This window comes from Halomonas sp. AOP13-D3-9, from assembly GCF_052379125.1.
Taxonomy (GTDB): Bacteria; Pseudomonadota; Gammaproteobacteria; order Pseudomonadales; family Halomonadaceae; genus Vreelandella.
Map to the genome: position 1 here is coordinate 36,775 of NZ_JBQSYH010000001.1, position 18,765 is coordinate 55,539.

An 18,765-nucleotide genomic window follows, 5' to 3' on the forward strand; every position below is an offset into this window, starting at 1 on the left:
TGAGTACGTCGTCTGTGTTGAGTACGCAGCGGTTAACTGAGTCACTGTTAACACTGCTTCTGCCGTTTAAATTGGAGAGATCCTCGTGCTGCTACTAAGTCTCGCCACCATTTTTACCCTCGTGGTTCTGCTAGGGAGCGGGGTGTGGATCGCCTTTGCGCTAATCGGCACTGCCTGGATAGCGTTAGAGTTCTTTAGCTCTTTCTCGCCGGGCTCTATTTTAGCCTCCGATTTTTGGGGCGCCAGCTACGGTTGGGATCTCACTGCGCTACCCATGTTTATCTGGATGGGGGAGATTCTGTTTCGCTCCGGGCTTGCTGACAATATGTTTCGTGGCCTGTCGCCCTGGTTAAACCGCCTGCCAGGGCGTTTACTGCATACCAATATTATAGGCAGCGGCATGTTTGCGGCGGTCTGTGGCTCCTCGGCTGCCACCTGTGCCACGGTGGGCAAAATGACCCTGCCAGAGCTTGAGCGGCGGGGCTACGACAGCAATATGGCGATTGGCACCTTAGCCAGCGCCTCTACTTTGGGGCTTTTGATACCACCCTCTATTGTGCTCATCGTCTATGGCGTGGTCACCGAACAGTCAATCTCCAGGCTGTTTATGGCCGGTATTGGCCCGGGACTGATGATCCTGGCTATGTTTATGAGCTATCTCATCTTGTGGGCGCTGCTTAAAGGCAACCGCGAAGGGCTGACCGGAGAAGATGAATCCGGTATGAGCTTTGCCGAAAAGCTGCGCAATACCTGGTCGCTGTTGCCTATTCTGCTGTTGATCGGCGGGATTATCTTTTCGATCTATGGCGGGTTGGCGTCGCCCACCGAGGCCGCGGCGGTCGGCGTGGTGCTGTCGATTGTCATTGCGCGTTTTAACGGTCACTTCGATCGCGACATTTTTAAAAGCTCGCTGTTTGCCGCCGTGCGTACCGCCTGCATGATCGCTTTTATTATTGCCGGTGCGTCGTTTTTAACCTCGGCCATGGGCTTTACCCAGGTGCCAATGAAGCTGGCGCAGGCGATTGGTGAAATGGGGCTATCACCCACCATGCTGCTGATTGCGCTGACCTTACTGCTTCTGGTGATGGGCTGTTTTCTCGACGGTATCTCGCTGATCCTACTCGTCACCGCGATTATCATGCCGCTGGTGAGCGCCGCTGGGTTCGATTTGATCTGGTTTGGTATTTACCTGGTTGTGGTAGTTGAAATGTCGCAAATCACACCACCCGTGGGCTTCAACCTGTTCGTGATTCAGGGACTAACCGGTAAAGATGTTCTGACCATTACCAAAGCCACGCTGCCGTTCTTTCTCCTCATGCTGTTGGCGATTGCTTTAATGCACCTCTTTCCGGGAATCGCCCTCTATCTACCTGAGGCGATGACGCGGTAAGGCGCTCATAAAAGGAAGAGTATTAACGATAAACAAGCAGAAATGTTCTGGTCGGAGCGCTTGATGACATGCATGGTCTGGCCAGAGATTTAGGATTTAGAGCGAGGTTGGGTGTTGAGTTTTTTGAACGCGATGTTTTTGTTGAAATCGCCTGGGGCGCCATACCCTTTGCGTAGCATAGCAAGTGCTTTGGTTTGCGCTTCTCTACGGCTATTGAGTATCAGCGTATGGTTTAGCAAGAGTTGCTGAGCATTTTCAAGCAGTTCTTTGGAGTCAATAGCCGCGGGGGTGTCTATCATCAGTGTTTTGGCGATTAACTCCATTTTGGGCTGAACTTCTTGTAACACGCTTTGAAAAGAGAAAGAGGGCACTCCGGCTGTTGTGCTTAAATCGTATAGGAGCGCGGCAAGTTGCTCTTCTGGTGCGCTTGAGAGGCAGACATCCGCCGCGGGGCCGGATATGCGAACACACATTTCCATCAAGCTATCGCTGGTACTACTGTTGGTACTATCGCTTGTCCTACCGCTTTTATAGGGAGCATGACTAAAGCGTATGGTGTTGATCAGCGTGGCCGGGAGCCCCCATTTAGCGGCTAGCCAAGCCCCAATAACGGTGTGGTCGCAACCAAAGTAACGTTGCTCTTCTTCAATAAGGTGAGCGTGGGGAATAGCACTATCAATGTATAGTTCGTCTACTTGTTCAGGGTACGTCGCGCTCAGCGCCAATATGCCAATATCCTGCAACAGTGCTGCCGTAAAAGCATGACCTGCCTGTTGAGGGCACGCTTGCTCGGCAAGCTGGCGCGCTATTAACGCAGACATAATCGACCGCTGCCAAATATGTGTATGCTGCGGCTCTTTACTGGAGTGCTGAAAAAGGTTGAAGCTCAACACCACTGTTAATGTTGCATCGAGTCCTAAACGCTGGACGGCCTCAAGACACGTCTGTGTTAAATTGGCCGAGCGGGTGTGGTGAACGCTATTCGCGAGCGATATTAACCGTGCGGTTAATGCTGGGTCATGCTCAATGGTGTCGGCAACATCGTTGATAGTCGCTTTTGACGATTGCGTTAACCTGAGGATGCGCAGTGCGATTGAGGGAAGCGAAGGTAAGCGTTGGCACTTTAGCAAGTCGCTGAGCAGAAAAGCAGGCAGTGCTTCAGTAAGCATTAGGTATAGCGCTTCATCTTTTTGCGATGTGTTAGTCACGTTATCTCCTGCGCACTTTGTAGCGTAGCTGCCAGCCATCATGAGGGAATATCCTAATTTTACCATATACCCAGCGAGTGTTGACGTTGTTATAGTTGGAAAAGCGCGGTTTATGCTTTGTAGGTCGCTATATATACGTTATGAGGTGAGTGGCAGGTGCCCAAGCTGCTTCAGAATTAAAAAAAGTGAGTGCAACAATGCACACAAAGAACGACGCGGCCGATATATTTCGCCAGTTGGCAGAAGGCGTAGGGCACAGCGGGAGCCCCCGTTTTTATGCAATGCTGGTGGAGCGATTAGCGACGATACTCGGCGTTGATCATGTGTTAGTGGCCGATGTTACGCAACAACATCAGGCTGAGACACTGGCGGTCTGGTCAAATGGCCGATTGCTTAGCAATATCACTTACCCGCTAACCGGTACGCCTTGCGAAACCGCGTTAGGGCGCGAGTGCTGTCTTTATGCGAGTGATGTTCAGTCTCTCTTTCCTGACGATAAACTGCTTTGTGAACTGGGCGCCGAAGGCTATTTAGGGCGAGCACTCTATGCGGCGGATGGCGCACTGATTGGCCTGTTAGCGGTGCTCAAAAACTCCCCCATGCAGTTGGGTGAGTTAGCCAATGAAATACTGCACATCGCCGCCGCCCAGGCGGGGGCGGAGTTGGGCCGACAAAAGGCGGAACAGGCATTAAGAAAAAGCGAAGAGGTCGCACGTGAAAGTGAGCGCCGCCTGAATACGCTGCTCAATCACCTGCCGGGCATGGCCTATCGCAGTTTGAATGATCGTCATTGGACCATGCAGGTGGTTAGCCAGGGGGCCGAGGCATTAACCGGGTATCGTCCCGACGAGTTGCAAGATAATCGACTGACCAGCTTCGCTGCCCTGATTCATCCTAATGACCAGGACAGACTCTATCGCGAAGTGCAGACGTCCATAGCCAATAATCGCCCTTACCGGGTGACCTACCAACTGCGCCATCGTGACGGCGGCTACCGCTGGATGTGGGAGCAGGGCCAGGCCGTGAGGGATGAGGCAGGCGAAACTATCTGTTTAGAAGGCTTTATCTCTGATGTGACCGACCAGCAAGAGTCGCTGCGGGTGCAAAACGCCGTGGTTGAAGTGGCTTCTACGGTCACCACTCAGGTGGGGGACGGCTATTTTCAGCAGTTGATTGCGACCTTGGTTAAAGTGCTGGAAGCCGATGCAGGCTTTATTGCGCTGCTCCATACGTCCCCTCAAAGCGATAAAAAAGTCGTTGGACAGGCGACCACTGTCAGCATGGTGGTAGAGGGAGCTCAACACGAACAACACGCCTTTGCGCTGCGGGACTCGCCCAGCGAGCAGGTGGTGTTAGAGCGCGAAGCCGTCATGCATGATGGCCCGCCACTGCTCTTGCCAGGCACCTTGCTACCCATAAGGGCATGGATTGGCCGACGCCTCGATAACGCCAACGGCGAGGCCATTGGTGTGATGATGGTGTTTTATCGCCAGCCGCTGACCACCAATGCCTTTGCTACCTCGGTGCTGAATTCTCTCCACCGGCGCTGCGGCAGAGCTTGAGCGTCGCCGCGACCACCGCCATATGCACCAGTTGGCCTATACCGATAGCACCACTGGCCTACCTAACCGCATCCGTTTTATGGAGTTGTTAGCGCAGATGTGGAAAGAGGCCCAACAGAGTGAGCTTGGTCTTTCGCTGCTGCTATTGGATATCCGCCGTTTTAAGGAGGTTAATGACCTGCATGGCCACCAGGTAGGGGATCAGCTGCTGGTGACGGTGGCAGATCGTCTACAGCAGATCAGTCACGCGTATGGCTCGCTGGCGCGCTTGTCCGGGGATGAGTTTGCCTTGCTCGTCGCCGTTGCTGACCCCGTTGATATCGGCGGTCTTGTCGAGCAGCTACGCTCAGCGGTGAAGAAGCCGCTTTCTTTGCAGCGTCGCGTCTTTCACCTTGATGTCAGCATCGGTTTTGCCCATTACCCGCAAGATGTCGCTGAAGCTGGCGAATTATTTAATGCCGCTAGTATTGCCCTTCACCACGCCAAGCGGCGCGAAAACAGCACTTCTCCTTATACTCAAATGATGCGTCATGAACTGCATCGACGCCAACGGATGAGCGAACGGCTCAGCGCCGCGATCACTGAGCATAAGTTAGCGCTCAACTTTCAGCCCCAGGTGGACATTACCAATGGTCAGTTGACCGGCGCAGAAGTCCTATGCCGTTGGTACGACGCTGAGTGGGGGTGGGTAAGTCCCGGCGAGTTTATTCCCCTGGCCGAAGAGCGCGGCTTGATCCGCGCCCTGGGGGACTGGGTGCTGGAAGAGTCCGCCAAGCAGTTAATCACATGGCGAAATCAGCCTGGTGGAGGGTTGCCAGGCAGGCTATCGATCAATATTTCCGCCCAACAGTTTGCCGATCCAGAGCTCACTAGCCACATTGCGCGCCTCACCGCTGGTGTTCCGCCGAGCGCGATCGCCCTGGAACTCACCGAAAGCGATTTTATGCGCGACCCAGATCAGGCCGTTGAGATTACCCACGCCATGCGCCAAGCGGGCTATGCACTCTCGATTGATGATTTTGGCACCGGCTACTCCTCGCTCTCCTATTTACGGCGCTTCGCTGCTGACGCGCTGAAAATTGATATCTCCTTTGTGCGTGAAATGCTCGACAATAAAAATGACCGCACCATTGTGCAAACCATCATTGCCATGGCGCAGGCGTTAGAAATGAAGACCGTGGCAGAAGGTGTCGAAACCCAGGAGCAAGCTCACTTGCTTGCCAACATGGGCTGTAATGAAGCGCAAGGCTACTGGTTTGGCCACCCATTACCGGCGGATGAGTTTGCGGCAGCGTGGTTGACCTCTTAAGCTCTTAATATCGTCATCGTCTTGTCATCACCTTTGGCATACCCTACGCGCCGCCAACCCGCGATGAAAGGAGTGCCCCATGCGCCTGGCCCTGTTTGATCTTGACGACACCCTCCTGGACGGAGACTGCAGCGATCGCTGGAATTTATGGATGATAGAGCAAGGTTGGATCAGCGATGCCGAGACCTTTATGGCGCGGGCGGCGCAAATGCACCAGGCCTATCACGCCGGAAAGCTGAAGCTTGAAGAGTACTTGGCCATGACCCTGGCGCCGCTGCGCGGGCGCCGGGTGAAGGATGTGCAAAAAGAGGTCGAGCGCTTCGTCGCTACCCACCTCCAGCCGCGTATTTTTGAACAGGCCTGGGCGTGCCTGGAAGCACACCGCCAGGCTGGCGATACCTTGTTGCTGATCTCCGCTTCGTCGCGTCATCTGGTCGAGCCGATTGCCACCACCCTGGGCATTGAACATGTGTTGGCGGTAGAGCTAAGCGTGGAGAATGGCGTCAATGAAGAGGCGCGTTATACCGGCGGCAGCGAAGGTATTTTCTCCTATCGCGGCGGCAAGGTACTGCGCTTGAAAGAGTGGCTGGCTGAACAGCAGATCACTGCTTGCCACACCACTTTCTACTCAGACTCCCGCAACGACCTTCCGCTGCTGCAGTACGTGGATTGCCCGGTGGCGGTTAATCCCGACCCGGTACTGGCCGAGGTGGCTAGCGTTGAAGGGTGGCGGCGCTTAGACTGGCGGACGCCCCCAAGCGCTTCGTCGCCTAATGCTTTGCCAGGAAAATCGGCGCATGTCTGATGCCTACTATTTACAGTTAACCGAACAGCTCCGCACCTTGATCGACCAAAACGCCGCTCAGTGGGAAGGCAAGCTTCCCGCCGAGCGGGCATTGGCCGAGCGCTTTGCCACTACGCGCGTCACCCTGCGCCAAGCGCTCTCTCAGTTGGAGGGGGAGGGCCTTATTCACCGCAGCAACCGGCGCGGTTGGTTTATCTCTCCCGCCCGTTTGGTTTACGACCCCACCCGTGATGCGGGCTTTAATGACTATGTGCGTGCCCAGGGGCGGCAGCCCCGCACGGCGGTTTTGAAGCTGGAAAGCCGCGCTCACCCGCCCGCTGCTCGGGCGCTGGGTCTGCCGGATGATCAGCCGTTTCACCATATTCGCCGCCGACGCTATGTGGATGATCGCGCCGTACTAGTGGAGTCGCTATGGGTTGTGCCAGAGCGCGCTCCCGAGTTGCTAGAGATCTACAGTGGACAGTCGCTCTGGGGTCTGCTGCGTGAGCGCTGGGGGCACTACTTGGCCAACCGCTCGATCCGCATGGTATCTGAAGCCCTGTTACCTATTGACGCCGAAGAGTTACTGGTGGCACCAGGCACTGCCGGTCTGAACATTAATCGCGCCATTTTAGACGACCAGCAGCGCCCCATTGAGTACGACGAAGAGCACTGGCTGCATGATTCCCTGTGTATCAGCGTGGAGCTTTCTGGTCAGCAATAACGCGCTCAGCATCACAACTTAAAAAATCGGTCAAATAAGCGTCATCGCGCTGTCATTTAATAGCGGCAAACTTCTGGTCTATACCAATCAGCCGGGAGACTACTATCATGATGCCACGCCGTTTATTTCCTTCCACGTTGTTAGCAGGTGCCGCTGCGGTTGTGCTTGCCTCAAATGCCCAGGCCACTGAATTGACGGTGTATACCGCCGTTGAGTCCGACGACCTGCAAAAATACGCCGAACGCTTTAACGCCGCCCACCCGGATATCGAGATTAACTGGGTGCGTGACTCCACCGGCGTGATTACCGCTCGCTTGCTAGCAGAGAAAGACAACCCCCAGGCCGACGTGATTTGGGGCCTGGCCGCTACCAGCCTACTGGTGTTGGAAGAGGAGGGCATGCTGGAACGCTATGCTCCCGCAGGCGTTGAAAACCTCGACCCAAAATTTGTCGATGCGGCCTATCGTGACGGCGAAGACCCCGCGTGGGTGGGCATGGACGCCTGGGTGGCGGCTATTTGTTACAACACCATTGAAGGTGAACGCCAGGGCGTGCCGATGCCGTCCTCCTGGGAAGACCTGACCCAGCCTGAACTTGAAGGCCATGTGATTATGCCCAACCCTAACTCATCCGGTACCGGCTACCTGGATGTCGCCAGCTGGCTACAGCTATGGGATGAGGAGCAGGGCTGGGACTATATGGATCGTTTGCATAACAACATCGCGCGCTATACCCATTCGGGTTCAGCCCCTTGCAGCCTAGCGGCCACAGGCGAGACCGTAGTGGGCGTGTCATTCGCTTTCCGCGGCGCGCGCTTGAAGTCACAGGGTGCGCCTATTGAGGTGGTGTTCCCCGAAGAGGGCCTGGGCTGGGATATGGAAGCGTCCGCAATGGTGGCCGGCACCGACAAGCAAGCAGCGGCGCAAACGCTGCTGGATTGGTCGATCTCACGGGAAGCCAACGAGCTGTATAACGAAGGTTATGCGGTGGTGGCCTATCCTGGCGTTGCACAGCCCATCGACAACTACCCCACCGATATTACCGAGCGCATGATCGACGCCGACTTCAAGTGGGCGGCCGTGAACCGCGAGCGCGTGCTGGCTGAGTGGCAGCGCCGCTACGACGGTAAAACCGAACAGTAAGCTGCGATTCGCGATCAGTTGCCCCGGCGCTCAAGCCGGGGCTTGGAGATGTTATGCACACCACCATGACATCGCTGCTGGCAGCCGACTCGCCGGCGGTGATGACCCCTACGACACCGCATTTACGTATTAATACCGTCACCAAGCGTTTTGGTAGTTTTACGGCGCTGGACGGTATTTCCCTGACCATTAACGAGGGCGAGTTTGTCTGCTTTTTGGGCCCCTCCGGCTGTGGCAAAACCACCTTGCTGCGCACCATTGCGGGGCTTACCCAGCAAACGACGGGCACACTGATCCAGCGTGGCAACGATATTTCCACACTGCCTACCCAAGCACGTGATTTTGGCATTGTGTTTCAATCCTATGCGCTGTTTCCCAACCTGACGGTGTTTAACAATGTTGCCTATGGGCTGCGTAACCGCCGGGTTGATCGGGCGCGAATCAACGCGCGGGTCGCCGAGCTACTCGCCCTGGTCAACTTGACCGGCAGCGAAAACAAGTACCCGGCAGCACTTTCCGGCGGCCAGCAGCAGCGGGTGGCACTGGCGCGGGCACTGGCCACCGAGCCAGGACTGTTGTTACTCGATGAACCCCTCTCGGCGCTGGATGCTCGGGTACGCGGCCATCTGCGCAGCCAAATTAAAGCGCTCCAGGCGCGCCTGGGTGTGACCACCATTATGGTGACCCACGACCAGGAAGAGGCATTGACCATGGCTGATCGTATCGTGGTGATGAACCACGGTGTGATCGAGCAAGTGGGTACCCCTTCTGAGATTTACCATCAGCCTGCCAGCGCTTTTGTCGCCTCGTTTATTGGCAGCATGAATTTCCTCGATGTCACCGTGCAAGGCAGCGAACAGGTGCTACTGGGCACCACACCTTGCGCCTGTCTATCGCATACTCTAGCGGCAGGGCAAGACGCTCAATTGGCGATTCGGCCGGAAGCCGTGGCGCTTAGCCGTGAAGCGGCGACGCTTAACGGCGAGGTAGTCGGCATCGAGTTTTTGGGCCCGTTTCAGCGAGTCACTTTGCGTCTGCCGGAAAATGGTCAAACGCTAATCGCCGATGTGCCCAGCCGTGATAGCAGCGATTTGGGTCTCTATGTGGGACAAACATTAGCCATTCATCTGCCTGCGGAAGCCGCACGCCTGTACCCCGCTGGGAGCAGTCAGCAATGATCGCCAACGCCTTCTCAACATCGGCGACCAAGCCGTCGCTGGAGTCGCTTATTCGTTTATTGGCGCTACTCGCGGGTGTCGCTTTGCTGGTGGTGGGGTTGCTGTTCCCGCTGGTGGCCATGCTGATTAAAAGCGTGCAAGACCGCACTGGTGACTTTATCGGCCTGGCCAATTTTGCTCAGTACTTTCAAACCCCGGCGCTGGTCAATTCGATTGCCAACTCGTTGCGGGTCGCGCTGATGACCACCGTGGCGGTGGTAGGGTTAGCGTTTGTATGCGCCTATGGGATTACCCGTACCTGCATGCCGGGCAAACGGCTGTTTCGCATGCTGGCGATTCTGCCCATTCTGGCGCCGTCGCTGCTGCCCGCGATCAGCTTGGTTTACCTGTTTGGCAACCAGGGGTTTCTGCGCGACGTGCTGGCGGGTCACTCGATTTATGGGCCGATCGGTATCGTCATAGGCATGAGCTTCTGGATTTTTCCTCACGCGCTGATACTGCTGACTACGGCGCTCACCAACAGCGATGCCCGGCTTTACGAAGCAGCTGAAGCCCTGGGCACCCCTAAATGGCGCACCTTTTTGACGATTACCCTGCCTGGCGTACGCTACGGGCTAATTTCCTGTCTTTTTGTGGTGTTTACCCTGGCGATTACCGACTTTGGCGTGCCTAAAATCATCGGTGGTCAGTTCAGCGTGCTGGCCACCGATGTCTACCGACAGGTCGTCGGTCAGCAGAACTTTCAAATGGGGGCGGTGGTGAGCGTGATTTTGCTGCTGCCAGCGGTGCTCTCCTTTATCGTCGACCGTTGGATACAGCGCCGCCAAGTGGCCCAGCTCTCGGCCCGGGCGGTGCCGTGGCAGCCCACGCCCAACCCACTGCGGGATTGGATATTTGCGCTGCTTTGCTACACGGTAGCAGGCGTTATTCTGCTCGTCATCGGTACGGCGGTGTATGCCTCACTGATACAGTTCTGGCCCTATAACCTCTCCTTCACGCTGGAGCACTACACCTTCCAAGGCATGGCCGATGGCGGCTGGGGCGCGTGGTTTAACTCGCTCAAATTGGCGTTTAGCGTAGCGTTAGTGGGCACGCTGGTGATTTTCTTTAACGCCTGGCTGATCGAAAAGAGCGAAGGCTACCGCCCGCTGCGCCAAGGGCTGCACTTTATGGCCATGCTGCCCATGGCGGTGCCGGGCATGGTGCTGGGGCTTGCCTATATCTTCTTTTTTAACCAGGCAGGTAATCCCCTGAACTGGCTTTACGGCACCATGGCGATTCTGGTCCTCAACACGCTGGTGCATTTTTATACAGTGTGTCACCTCACCTCTGTGACCGCACTCAAGCAGCTTGACCCTGAGTTTGAAGCGGTGGGGGCCTCACTGAAAGTGCCGTTTTGGACCACTTTCAGCCGCGTTACGCTGCCGGTCTCCCTACCCGCTGTTCTGGATATTTCGGTCTACCTGTTCGTCAATGCGATGACAACGGTGTCGGCGGTGGTGTTCCTCTATAACAGCGATACGCGGCTTGCGTCGGTAGCGGTACTACATCTGGATGAGGCGGGCTACTTTGCCAGCGCGGCGGCCATGGCCGTACTGATTTTTCTCACCTCGCTGGTGGTAAAGCTGCTGCATGCAGTGCTTACCCATGTTCTGTTAAATAACGCTCAACGCTGGCGATTGGCAGGCTAGGCAACACCTAGACAGCCGCTTTGCTTGCGATTAAAGTGTTTAAAAAATCTGGTATATACCAAAATGATTAATTCAATTAAAGAGCCCTATCTATTAACCCCGGGGCCGTTGACTACCTCCCATGCGACCAAGGCTGCCATGCTGCGTGACTGGGGCTCCTGGGATGATGATTTTAACCAAGTGACTGCTGATATTCGTCGCCAGCTACTTGCCATGGCCGAGGCAGGAAGCAGTGATTACGCCTGTGTGCCTATGCAAGGCAGCGGTACTTTTGCGGTCGAGAGCGCGCTGGCCTGTGCCACGGATCTCAACGGTAAAGTGCTGGTGCTGATGAACGGCGCCTACGGCAAGCGCGCGGCGCAGTTGCTCCATATGATGGGCCGCCGTTACGTGACCCTGGATAAGGGCGACTTCCTGCCTCCCCAGCCCGACGAAGTGACGGCACTGCTTGAACAAGACCCAGAGATCACCTCGGTGCTTCTGGTTCACTGCGAGACCAGCTCCGGTATTTTAAACCCGTTAGAGGCGATAGCTGAGGTGGTACACGCCCATGGCAAAACGCTGGTTGTGGATGCGATGAGCTCCTTTGGTGGCGTGCCGATCAGTCTCGCGAAAACACCTATCGATGTGCTGGTTTCGTCTGCCAATAAGTGCATTGAGGGTGTGCCGGGGTTTGGTTTTGTGATTATTCGCAAAGCGCTGCTTGAAGCAGGCAAGGGGCGCGCCCACTCGCTGAGTCTGGATCTCTACGCCCAGTGGGAATATATGGAGCGCACCAGCCAGTGGCGCTTTACGCCGCCCACCCACACCGTGGTGGCCTTTCAGGCGGCGCTTGCCCAGCACCGGGAAGAGGGCGGCGTGCCGGGGCGCTGCGCGCGCTATACCCGTAATCGTGATGCACTGGTCAACGGCATGCGGTCACTGGGCTTTAGAACGCTGCTGGAAGATGAGTGGTTGTCGCCGATTATCACCACGTTTTTAAGTCCCACCGACCCCGCCTTTGAATTTAACACCTTCTATGCGGCGCTAAAGGCGCGTGGTTTTTTGATCTACCCCGGTAAGCTGACCGAGGTAGAAAGCTTTCGCATCGGCTGCATTGGCCAGCTAGACACGACAGTGATCGCGGAACTGCTAAGTGCCATCCAAGAGGCGCTAGCAGATATGGATGTTTCTCTTATTACTGACCTATCTTCACAATCACGGAGCGCCTAATGCAGTATCAATCTCCTCAATGCTTACAAGCGGTTATCTGTGATTGGGCAGGCACGCTGGTCGACTTTGGCTCCTTTGCGCCGACCCAGATATTTGTCGAAGCGTTCGCAGAGCTGGGTGTGGCGATTAGCCTGGAAGAAGCCCGCGGGCCCATGGGCATGGGTAAGTGGGATCATATTCGTACACTCTGCAATCAACCGGATATTGCCGAACGCTTTGTTCAGGCGGTCGGTCATGCGCCTTCTGACGACGATGTCACGGCGCTTTACGAGCGCTTTATGCCGTTGCAAATCGCCAAGATTGCTGACCACTCGGCGGTAATTCCTGGCGCGCTCGACACCTTAACTACGCTGCGCGCCCAGGGGCTTAAAATTGGCTCCTGCTCCGGCTATCCATTAGTCGTGATGGAAAAGGTGGTCGCCCTGGCCGCTGATAACGGCCTGCAGGTAGACCATGTCGTCGCCACCGACGAAGTGCCCAATGGCCGTCCGCATCCTGCCCAAGCGCTGGCTAATGTTATCGCCCTAGGCGTTAGCGATGTGGCTGCCTGTATTAAAGTCGACGACACCACGCCGGGCATACTTGAAGGGCGTAGTGCGGGGATGTGGACAGTCGCGCTTACCTGCTCAGGCAATGCGCTAGGGCTAACTTATGCAGAGTATCAATCGCTGAGTCAATCAGAGCGCCAAGCGGCCCACGAGCGAGTGGCCGCCCAGTTTGCGCCTTCACAACCCCACTACTGTATTGAGACCATTGCCGACCTGCCCAGCGTGGTGGATGCTATCCATACACGCCTTCAGCAAGGAGAGCGTCCTTGAGTCCAGCGGCGCTTGCTCTGGTGCTGGTTTCGGTATGTATGCATGCCGGTTGGAACGTGCTGGGTAAGCGCAACGCGCCCTCATTGGCCTCTTTTGCTTTAGCTTACGGCGCGGGAGGTGCGGTGATGCTGCCGCTGGTGCTGCTTGGGCCTTCACTCGCGGCGTTGCCAATTGCCTTTTGGGGCTGGCTGGCGCTCTCAGGGCTGTGCCAAATGCTCTATATGGGCGGCTTGGCCTGGGCCTATGCCCGCGGGGAAGTTAGCGTGCTTTATCCCATTGCCCGAGCGCTGCCGGTGGTGCTGGTGCCGCTCATTTCCATTGCGCTCTTGGGCAGCCGAGTGCTGGATCGCTGGGACGGACTTGGCATGGTGCTTGTGGTGGTGGGTGCCCTCTGCCTGCCGCTTAGCCACCCCGAGGCGCGTAGGCTCTCTACTTATCTCACCCCGGCCATGGGGTTTGCATTGCTGGCCGCGGCGGGCACGGTGGGCTATTCGCTAATCGATAAGCAGGCGCTCGGGCTGATGCAAGGAGCAGGTCATAGCGGGTTAACCGCCGGGGCGGTTTTCATGGTGCTGCAAGCGTTGATGACGCTAACCTGGGCAGTGCCCCTGCTGGCAATGCTCCCGGCAGAGCGCCGCCGCCTGCCTGCACTCCGCCAGCAGGGACTTGCCATGTTAGCCGCCACCGGGCTGATGATGACCTGCACTTACGGCCTGGTATTAATCGCCCTGGCGCTCACCGACGAAGTCAGTTACGTGGTGGCGCTACGCCAACTCTCTATCCCGGTGGGCGTATTGATGGGCGTGCTATGGCTAAAAGAACCCGCCTCTAGAGCGAAAGCTTTAGGCACGCTGGTGATGTTAGCGGGGCTGGTGTTGGTGGCGCTTTAGGTCAGCGATAACTATTTCAGCGCCTGCCAAATCAGGTTAAAACCGACCAAAAACATGGCTAAAATCACCAATCGATAAAACAGCGCTTCGTTGACGCGGCTTTGCAGCCACAGCCCGTTGCGTACACCGATCCAGGCAATGGGCACCAACAGCAGCGACGCCCAAGCGCTGGTGACGTTGATCTCACCAAGCCACATATAAGGGGCCAGTTTAATCACGTTGACCACCGCAAAGGATACCGCGCAGGTGGCGATAAAGGTCTCTTTAGAGAGTTTGCGCGGCAGTAGATACACGTTTAGCGGCGGCGCTCCCGCATGGGCCATAAAGCTGGTAAAGCCGCAGACGCTTGCTGCGGGTAGGGCCCAACGGGAAGAAATGGGCTTTTTGGCGACGGGCTTGAGTAGCATATAAGCGGCGAACAGCAAAGTGATAACGCCAAGTGTCAGGCGCAAGCCCTGCTCGCTCAGGCTGCCAAACAGCAGCGTGCCCACTGCCACGCCAATGAATAAGCCCGGCACAAAGCGCCAGACTTCGGCGTTTGATTGCTTGCCCCACCATGCTTTCACCGCAAACACGTCCATCACAAGCAGTAGCGGCAGTAGTAAGCCCGCTGCCTGGGCGGGGCTGATCGCCAGCGCCATTAGCGGTACCGAGAGCGTGCCGAAACCACCCGCAAAGCCACCTTTTGAAACGCCGGTCAGGTAAACGGAGAATGCAATTAACAACCAGGCGATGGCGGTATAGTCGGGGAGCATAGGGCCTCTGGATACGCAAAAAAGTGAACCACAAAAAAGCCCCGCATCGGCGGGGCCAGTTAGCATAGCATTAGATAAACGTTAGCGGGCGAAGTGTCGATCTATCCAGCATTCATTAGCCACTCGTGGTCGGGGTCGTTGTGGAATTTCCATGCCCGCTTGGGCCCCGCCATCACATTTAAGTAGTAGAGCGAGTAGCCATGGGAGGCGCCCACTGGATGGTAGCCCTTGGGTACCAACACACAGCAGCCGTTTTCCACCGCCATCGTCTCGTCTAGGCTTCGGTCATCGGTATAAACGCGCTGGAAGGCGAACCCTTGTTCAGGATTGATCCGGTGGTAGTAAGTCTCTTCCAGATATGATTCGTGGGGTAAGTTATCCACATCGTGTTTGTGGGGTGGGTAGCTCGACCAATTGCCCGCAGGTGTGAATACTTCGACTACTAATAGGCTATCGGCGGGCTCGGTTTCCGGCAGAATATCGTGAACATGGCGTGTGTTGGTGCCCTGGCCACGGGTGCTTTGCTTGATGTTGTCGGGGGCGATTAGCCGTGGGGTGTGATTACCATGCCCAGGGGCGGCGCACACCGCTAGCTCTAAATCTGTTGTCGCTTCCACCGCGTAGCTAACATGGTCAGGCAGGTAAACCGCATAGGGAGGGATCTGCTCAAAGATATCCATACGCTGGCCAATATCTTCAAAGCGGTGCTCGCCGCAGGTTACCGTGGCGCGACCGGTGAGCAGCACCAGGCAGACTTCCTGATCATTGCTGCTGGCCTCCAGGCGCTGGCCCTTGGTGAGTTTATGCACCCGAAAGCCAACGTGCGTCCAGCCAGCCGATTCAGGGGTAACGTCAATCACGGTGCCTTGGGTGTCTGGGGCGGTGGGGCGTACCAGTAGGGAGGCCATACGTCGCTCCTTCTGATGGCTAGCTGCTCTGTTGGCAGCTAGCCGTTGTCGATATGAAAGGTCTACACAGACCCGTTTGCGTCTAATTAGAGCTAGGCGTCGAGCAGAATTTTGCGACCTTCACGCAATGAACGCTCCGCTGCATCGGCTAAGCGCAACGCCTCTAGGCCATCTTGGGCACCGGCGAGTGGCGCACGTTTCTCTTTCCATGCAGCGACAAAGTCGCCAATTTCAAGTTGGTAGGCTTGGGCGTAGCGCTCTAGGAAGAACCACTTGGGTTTGTCTTCCACTTGGCCTGCTTCACCGGTGAAGCGCAGCCGGGTATCACTCTCGTTCTGGGCTTGCAGCATGCCTTGGCTACCAAAGGCTTCGATGCGTTGATCGTAGCCGTAGCTGGCGCGCCGAGAGTTGCTGATCTGGCAAAGTTTTCCGCTGGCGGTGGTGAGGGTGACCATGGCCGTATCTACATCGCCCGCTTCGCCAATGGCTGGGTCGATGATGCTACTGCCGACGGCAAAAACACTCTCGATGGGTTCATCGAGCAGCCAGCGCGCCATGTCCAGATCGTGGATCATCATGTCGCGGAACAGGCCGCCGGACTCAGCCACATACTCGGCAGGCGGGGGAGAGGGGTCGCGGCTAATAATGGTCAGCGTTTCAAGCGCGCCAATACGCCCTTCGGTAATGGCTTTTTTCAGTGCTGCAAACTGAGGGTCGTGGCGGCGGTTAAAGCCTAACGCACAGGTCACAGGATGCTCACTGAGTACCTGCAGAGCATCTCGTGTGCGGGCTAAATCCAGGGCGATGGGTTTTTCGCACAGAACCGCCTTACCCGAGCGCGCGGCACGCTCCAGATACTCGGCGTGAGTGGGGGTGCTTGAGGCAATCAGCACCGCGTCAATATCATCATCTGCGAAGATTTCATCCACAGAAACCGCTCGGCTGGCGTACTGCTTGGCGAGCGCCTCTGCGGCAGGCTGATGAAAATCGGCCACGGCGGCAAGAGTAACGTCCGGGTGTGAATAAATGGCCTGGGCATGCACCTTGCCGATGCGTCCTGCGCCGATGAGTGCGAGTTTCATAAGCTCTCCTGTTTTGTTTTTGCTGTTGGTTTGCTTTGGTTGTTTAGGCCTTACGCTTTTTGTCTTGCCGCACGCCCAGGGCAATCGCCAAGGTCTGGGTCAAGCAGAGCGACGCGGTCAAACTCCGGAAACTTTTTACTTCGGCTTCGTTGACCACGAAGACGACATCCGCGAAACGGGCCAGCGGGCTAAGGTTCGAATCGGTAATCACTACACTAGGTAGGCCGCGCTGGTGGGCGTCTTCGCAGGCTTTTTGGCTCTCTTCGGCATAGGGAGAAAAGCTAATCGTTAGCAGAGCGTCATGTTGGCTCATGGCGCGCAGCTGCTCGCCGTACATCCCGCCCAAACCATTGACCAGCAGCGCAGGTTTATCCACATGGGCCAGGGCATAGGTCATGTAGCTCGCTACCATAAAGCTTCGCCGTGCGCCCATCACATGAATCGCATGAGCCTTTTCAAAAATATCCAGCGCCTTCTCCAGGCTCTCTGGATCGATACGGCTGGGAAGCTGCTCCAGAACAGCGCGATTGGCATCGGCGAACTCCCATAGTAGCTGGGTGCTATCCGGCGTTTCCCCGGTGGCGCTGCGTACCGCGCGAATCCGCTCGGTGTAGTTAGGCAATTCATCGACCAGGCGGCTGCGAAACAGCTGCTGCATTTCGGAAAACCCCTTAAAGCCCAAGCTGTTAGCCAAGCGAATTAGGGTGGATGGGGTGACATCTGCCTGCTCGGCAATTTTGGCCACGGTGGCCAGGGCAACCTCCTGGGGGTGATCAAGCACAAAACGCGCGGTTTGCTGCAAACGTTTGCTTAGCGTGGGGTACTCGGCGGTGATCAGCGTTTCCAGCTCACGGTAGCTTTGTGGGGGCTGCGGCATACAAATTCCTTCGCGTTAACTGATGTACCACTCATTCACTCATGTACGCCTGGGTAGTAGCGCTGAGCAAAGTGGCTGGTTGTTATGCAGTCTAGTTGATTGGAATAAATATTCCATTTATACCAAAGTATAGAATAAATAATTTGCAAGAATTGCTATTTGGAACCTATATTCCATAGCGCCAAGGCATTTAATGCCACTTCCCTACCAACAACGATAACGTTATGAGGAATTCTTTATGGCACGTCTATCTCAATGGCTTCTAGCCTCTGCCGCCACCACGGCATTAATGGCAGGTGCCGCACAAGCACAGGAACCGGAACAAGAACAAGAAGCGAGCCGTTTCGTCATGGTGACCCATGGTGTCCCCTCTGATCCTTTCTGGTCAGTGGTGAAAAACGGCGCAGAGGCAGCCGCTGATCTCGTAGGCGCTGAGCTGGAGTACCGTGCACCATCGACCTTTGATATGGCCAAGATGCAGCAACTTGTACAGGCAGCGGTGGCATCGGATCCGGATGGCTTGATCCTCTCTTTTACTGACGAAAATGCCCTGGGCGGCGCTGTCCAAAATGCTGTCGATAACGGCATCCCAGTGATCACCATTAACTCCGGTGGCGACGTGGCGAGAGATTATGGTGCCCGGCTGCACATTGGGCAGAGTGAATACGAGGCGGGCAAACAGGCCGCCGAGCGCATGCAGGAACTGGGCGTTGAGAAAGGCGTCTGCGTTAACCATGAGCAAGGCAACCAGGGGCTTGATCAGCGCTGTGATGGCTTTGTAGAGGGCTTTGACGGCAATGCTGAGCAGCTAGCGACCACCTACGACCCCACCAATATTCGCAATGCCATTGTCGCTTACCTCAACGAGAACAGTGATGTGCGTGGTGTGCTGACCTTGGGTGCACTGGCCGCTGATCCGATGATTCGGGCCATGCGTGAGCAGGGGGCAACCGATATGTTCACTCTCGGCACCTTTGACCTTTCACCCGGTATTTTGGAAGCCTTGGATGCTGGCGAGCTGGATTTCGCGATCGACCAACAGCAGTACATGCAGGGTTATTTGCCTGTCATGTTCCTAGATCAGTTCGTCAAAAACGGCCTGCTACCCGCAGGGGATGTTGCCACCGGCCCAGGGTTTGTCACTCAAGAAAACGCTGCACAGGTCATTGAGCTGAGTAGCCAGGGCATCCGTTGATAACTACCTAATTGAAAAAGGCTCGACGGTGTCGAGCCTT

The 18,765-nt window shown here is 56.2% G+C and carries 17 protein-coding genes; 12 read left to right on the top strand and 5 right to left on the bottom strand.

Going from position 1 to position 18,765, the window contains the following annotated elements:
* Nucleotides 1-85: 85 nt before the first annotated feature.
* Nucleotides 86-1,390 carry a TRAP transporter large permease gene (locus ACT3UM_RS00170; RefSeq protein WP_498894979.1) on the top strand — a complete coding sequence of 435 codons (1,305 nt, stop codon included), beginning with the start codon at nt 86-88 and terminating at the stop codon, nt 1,388-1,390.
* An 89-nt stretch (nt 1,391-1,479) separates the two neighbouring features.
* Here ACT3UM_RS00170 and ACT3UM_RS00175 read toward each other — a convergent pair whose 3' ends face one another.
* The gene (locus ACT3UM_RS00175) at nt 1,480-2,598 is read right to left on the bottom strand and encodes an HDOD domain-containing protein (RefSeq protein WP_498894981.1); all 1,119 of its coding nucleotides are present in this window, start codon (nt 2,596-2,598) and stop codon (nt 1,480-1,482) included.
* A 197-nt stretch (nt 2,599-2,795) separates the two neighbouring features.
* On the opposite strand from ACT3UM_RS00175, the gene ACT3UM_RS00180 reads away from it, so the two are divergent.
* From ACT3UM_RS00180 to ACT3UM_RS00225, 10 genes are all read left to right on the top strand, one after another.
* Nucleotides 2,796-4,160, top strand: coding sequence for a PAS domain-containing protein (locus ACT3UM_RS00180; protein ID WP_498894983.1), 1,365 nt, complete (start codon nt 2,796-2,798; stop codon nt 4,158-4,160).
* Between the two features lie 22 nt (nt 4,161-4,182).
* Nucleotides 4,183-5,469 (top strand): putative bifunctional diguanylate cyclase/phosphodiesterase, encoded by a 1,287-nt coding sequence (locus tag ACT3UM_RS00185; protein WP_498894988.1) that lies wholly within the window; start codon nt 4,183-4,185, stop codon nt 5,467-5,469.
* A gap of 79 nt (nt 5,470-5,548) precedes the next feature.
* Nucleotides 5,549-6,274, top strand: coding sequence for an HAD family hydrolase (locus ACT3UM_RS00190; RefSeq protein WP_498894990.1), 726 nt, complete (start codon nt 5,549-5,551; stop codon nt 6,272-6,274).
* Nucleotides 6,267-6,977: a UTRA domain-containing protein gene (locus tag ACT3UM_RS00195; RefSeq protein ID WP_498894992.1), complete on the top strand. Its 711-nt coding sequence runs from the start codon at nt 6,267-6,269 to the stop codon at nt 6,975-6,977. Before ACT3UM_RS00190 ends, ACT3UM_RS00195 begins: the two co-directional genes overlap by 8 nt.
* Before the next feature lie 107 nt (nt 6,978-7,084).
* Nucleotides 7,085-8,119 (top strand): putative 2-aminoethylphosphonate ABC transporter substrate-binding protein, encoded by a 1,035-nt coding sequence (locus ACT3UM_RS00200; RefSeq protein ID WP_498894994.1) that lies wholly within the window; start codon nt 7,085-7,087, stop codon nt 8,117-8,119.
* A 53-nt stretch (nt 8,120-8,172) separates the two neighbouring features.
* Nucleotides 8,173-9,297 carry a putative 2-aminoethylphosphonate ABC transporter ATP-binding protein gene (locus ACT3UM_RS00205; protein WP_498894996.1) on the top strand — a complete coding sequence of 375 codons (1,125 nt, stop codon included), beginning with the start codon at nt 8,173-8,175 and terminating at the stop codon, nt 9,295-9,297.
* Nucleotides 9,294-10,988 (top strand): putative 2-aminoethylphosphonate ABC transporter permease subunit, encoded by a 1,695-nt coding sequence (locus ACT3UM_RS00210; protein ID WP_498894998.1) that lies wholly within the window; start codon nt 9,294-9,296, stop codon nt 10,986-10,988. Before ACT3UM_RS00205 ends, ACT3UM_RS00210 begins: the two co-directional genes overlap by 4 nt.
* A 63-nt stretch (nt 10,989-11,051) precedes the next feature.
* Nucleotides 11,052-12,200, top strand: a complete 1,149-nt coding sequence (locus tag ACT3UM_RS00215) for a 2-aminoethylphosphonate--pyruvate transaminase (RefSeq protein WP_498895000.1) — start codon at nt 11,052-11,054, stop codon at nt 12,198-12,200.
* Nucleotides 12,200-13,018 carry a phosphonoacetaldehyde hydrolase gene (gene phnX, locus ACT3UM_RS00220; RefSeq protein ID WP_498895002.1) on the top strand — a complete coding sequence of 273 codons (819 nt, stop codon included), beginning with the start codon at nt 12,200-12,202 and terminating at the stop codon, nt 13,016-13,018. The genes ACT3UM_RS00215 and phnX overlap by 1 nt, the downstream gene beginning before the upstream one ends.
* Nucleotides 13,015-13,908, top strand: coding sequence for an EamA family transporter (locus tag ACT3UM_RS00225; protein ID WP_498895004.1), 894 nt, complete (start codon nt 13,015-13,017; stop codon nt 13,906-13,908). Before phnX ends, ACT3UM_RS00225 begins: the two co-directional genes overlap by 4 nt.
* A gap of 11 nt (nt 13,909-13,919) precedes the next feature.
* On the opposite strand, the gene ACT3UM_RS00230 is transcribed toward ACT3UM_RS00225, so the two are convergent.
* The 4 genes from ACT3UM_RS00230 to ACT3UM_RS00245 all read right to left on the bottom strand — a co-directional run bounded on the left by ACT3UM_RS00230 (nt 13,920) and on the right by ACT3UM_RS00245 (nt 17,530).
* Nucleotides 13,920-14,663 (bottom strand): sulfite exporter TauE/SafE family protein, encoded by a 744-nt coding sequence (locus ACT3UM_RS00230; protein WP_498895006.1) that lies wholly within the window; start codon nt 14,661-14,663, stop codon nt 13,920-13,922.
* A gap of 101 nt (nt 14,664-14,764) precedes the next feature.
* Nucleotides 14,765-15,571 (bottom strand): 5-deoxy-glucuronate isomerase, encoded by an 807-nt coding sequence (gene iolB / locus ACT3UM_RS00235; RefSeq protein WP_498895008.1) that lies wholly within the window; start codon nt 15,569-15,571, stop codon nt 14,765-14,767.
* Nucleotides 15,572-15,663: 92 nt separating this feature from the next.
* Nucleotides 15,664-16,653 carry an inositol 2-dehydrogenase gene (gene iolG, locus ACT3UM_RS00240; protein ID WP_498895010.1) on the bottom strand — a complete coding sequence of 330 codons (990 nt, stop codon included), beginning with the start codon at nt 16,651-16,653 and terminating at the stop codon, nt 15,664-15,666.
* 43 nt (nt 16,654-16,696) lie between these two features.
* Nucleotides 16,697-17,530, bottom strand: coding sequence for a MurR/RpiR family transcriptional regulator (locus ACT3UM_RS00245; RefSeq protein WP_498895012.1), 834 nt, complete (start codon nt 17,528-17,530; stop codon nt 16,697-16,699).
* Nucleotides 17,531-17,768: 238 nt separating this feature from the next.
* Here ACT3UM_RS00245 and ACT3UM_RS00250 point away from each other — a divergent pair, with 238 nt between their 5' ends.
* The gene (locus tag ACT3UM_RS00250) at nt 17,769-18,725 is read left to right on the top strand and encodes a sugar ABC transporter substrate-binding protein (protein ID WP_498895014.1); all 957 of its coding nucleotides are present in this window, start codon (nt 17,769-17,771) and stop codon (nt 18,723-18,725) included.
* Nucleotides 18,726-18,765 lie beyond the last annotated feature (40 nt).

Coding starts and splice junctions, on each gene's coding strand:
- ACT3UM_RS00180 (WP_498894983.1), top strand. CDS start 2,796: ATGCACACAAAGAACGACGCGGCCGATATATTTCGCCAGTTGGCAGAA.
- ACT3UM_RS00185 (WP_498894988.1), top strand. CDS start 4,183: ATGCACCAGTTGGCCTATACCGATAGCACCACTGGCCTACCTAACCGC.
- ACT3UM_RS00190 (WP_498894990.1), top strand. CDS start 5,549: ATGCGCCTGGCCCTGTTTGATCTTGACGACACCCTCCTGGACGGAGAC.
- ACT3UM_RS00195 (WP_498894992.1), top strand. CDS start 6,267: ATGTCTGATGCCTACTATTTACAGTTAACCGAACAGCTCCGCACCTTG.
- ACT3UM_RS00200 (WP_498894994.1), top strand. CDS start 7,085: ATGATGCCACGCCGTTTATTTCCTTCCACGTTGTTAGCAGGTGCCGCT.
- ACT3UM_RS00205 (WP_498894996.1), top strand. CDS start 8,173: ATGCACACCACCATGACATCGCTGCTGGCAGCCGACTCGCCGGCGGTG.
- ACT3UM_RS00210 (WP_498894998.1), top strand. CDS start 9,294: ATGATCGCCAACGCCTTCTCAACATCGGCGACCAAGCCGTCGCTGGAG.
- ACT3UM_RS00215 (WP_498895000.1), top strand. CDS start 11,052: ATGATTAATTCAATTAAAGAGCCCTATCTATTAACCCCGGGGCCGTTG.
- phnX (WP_498895002.1), top strand. CDS start 12,200: ATGCAGTATCAATCTCCTCAATGCTTACAAGCGGTTATCTGTGATTGG.
- ACT3UM_RS00230 (WP_498895006.1), bottom strand. CDS start 14,663: ATGCTCCCCGACTATACCGCCATCGCCTGGTTGTTAATTGCATTCTCC.
- iolB (WP_498895008.1), bottom strand. CDS start 15,571: ATGGCCTCCCTACTGGTACGCCCCACCGCCCCAGACACCCAAGGCACC.
- iolG (WP_498895010.1), bottom strand. CDS start 16,653: ATGAAACTCGCACTCATCGGCGCAGGACGCATCGGCAAGGTGCATGCC.
- ACT3UM_RS00245 (WP_498895012.1), bottom strand. CDS start 17,530: ATGCCGCAGCCCCCACAAAGCTACCGTGAGCTGGAAACGCTGATCACC.
- ACT3UM_RS00250 (WP_498895014.1), top strand. CDS start 17,769: ATGGCACGTCTATCTCAATGGCTTCTAGCCTCTGCCGCCACCACGGCA.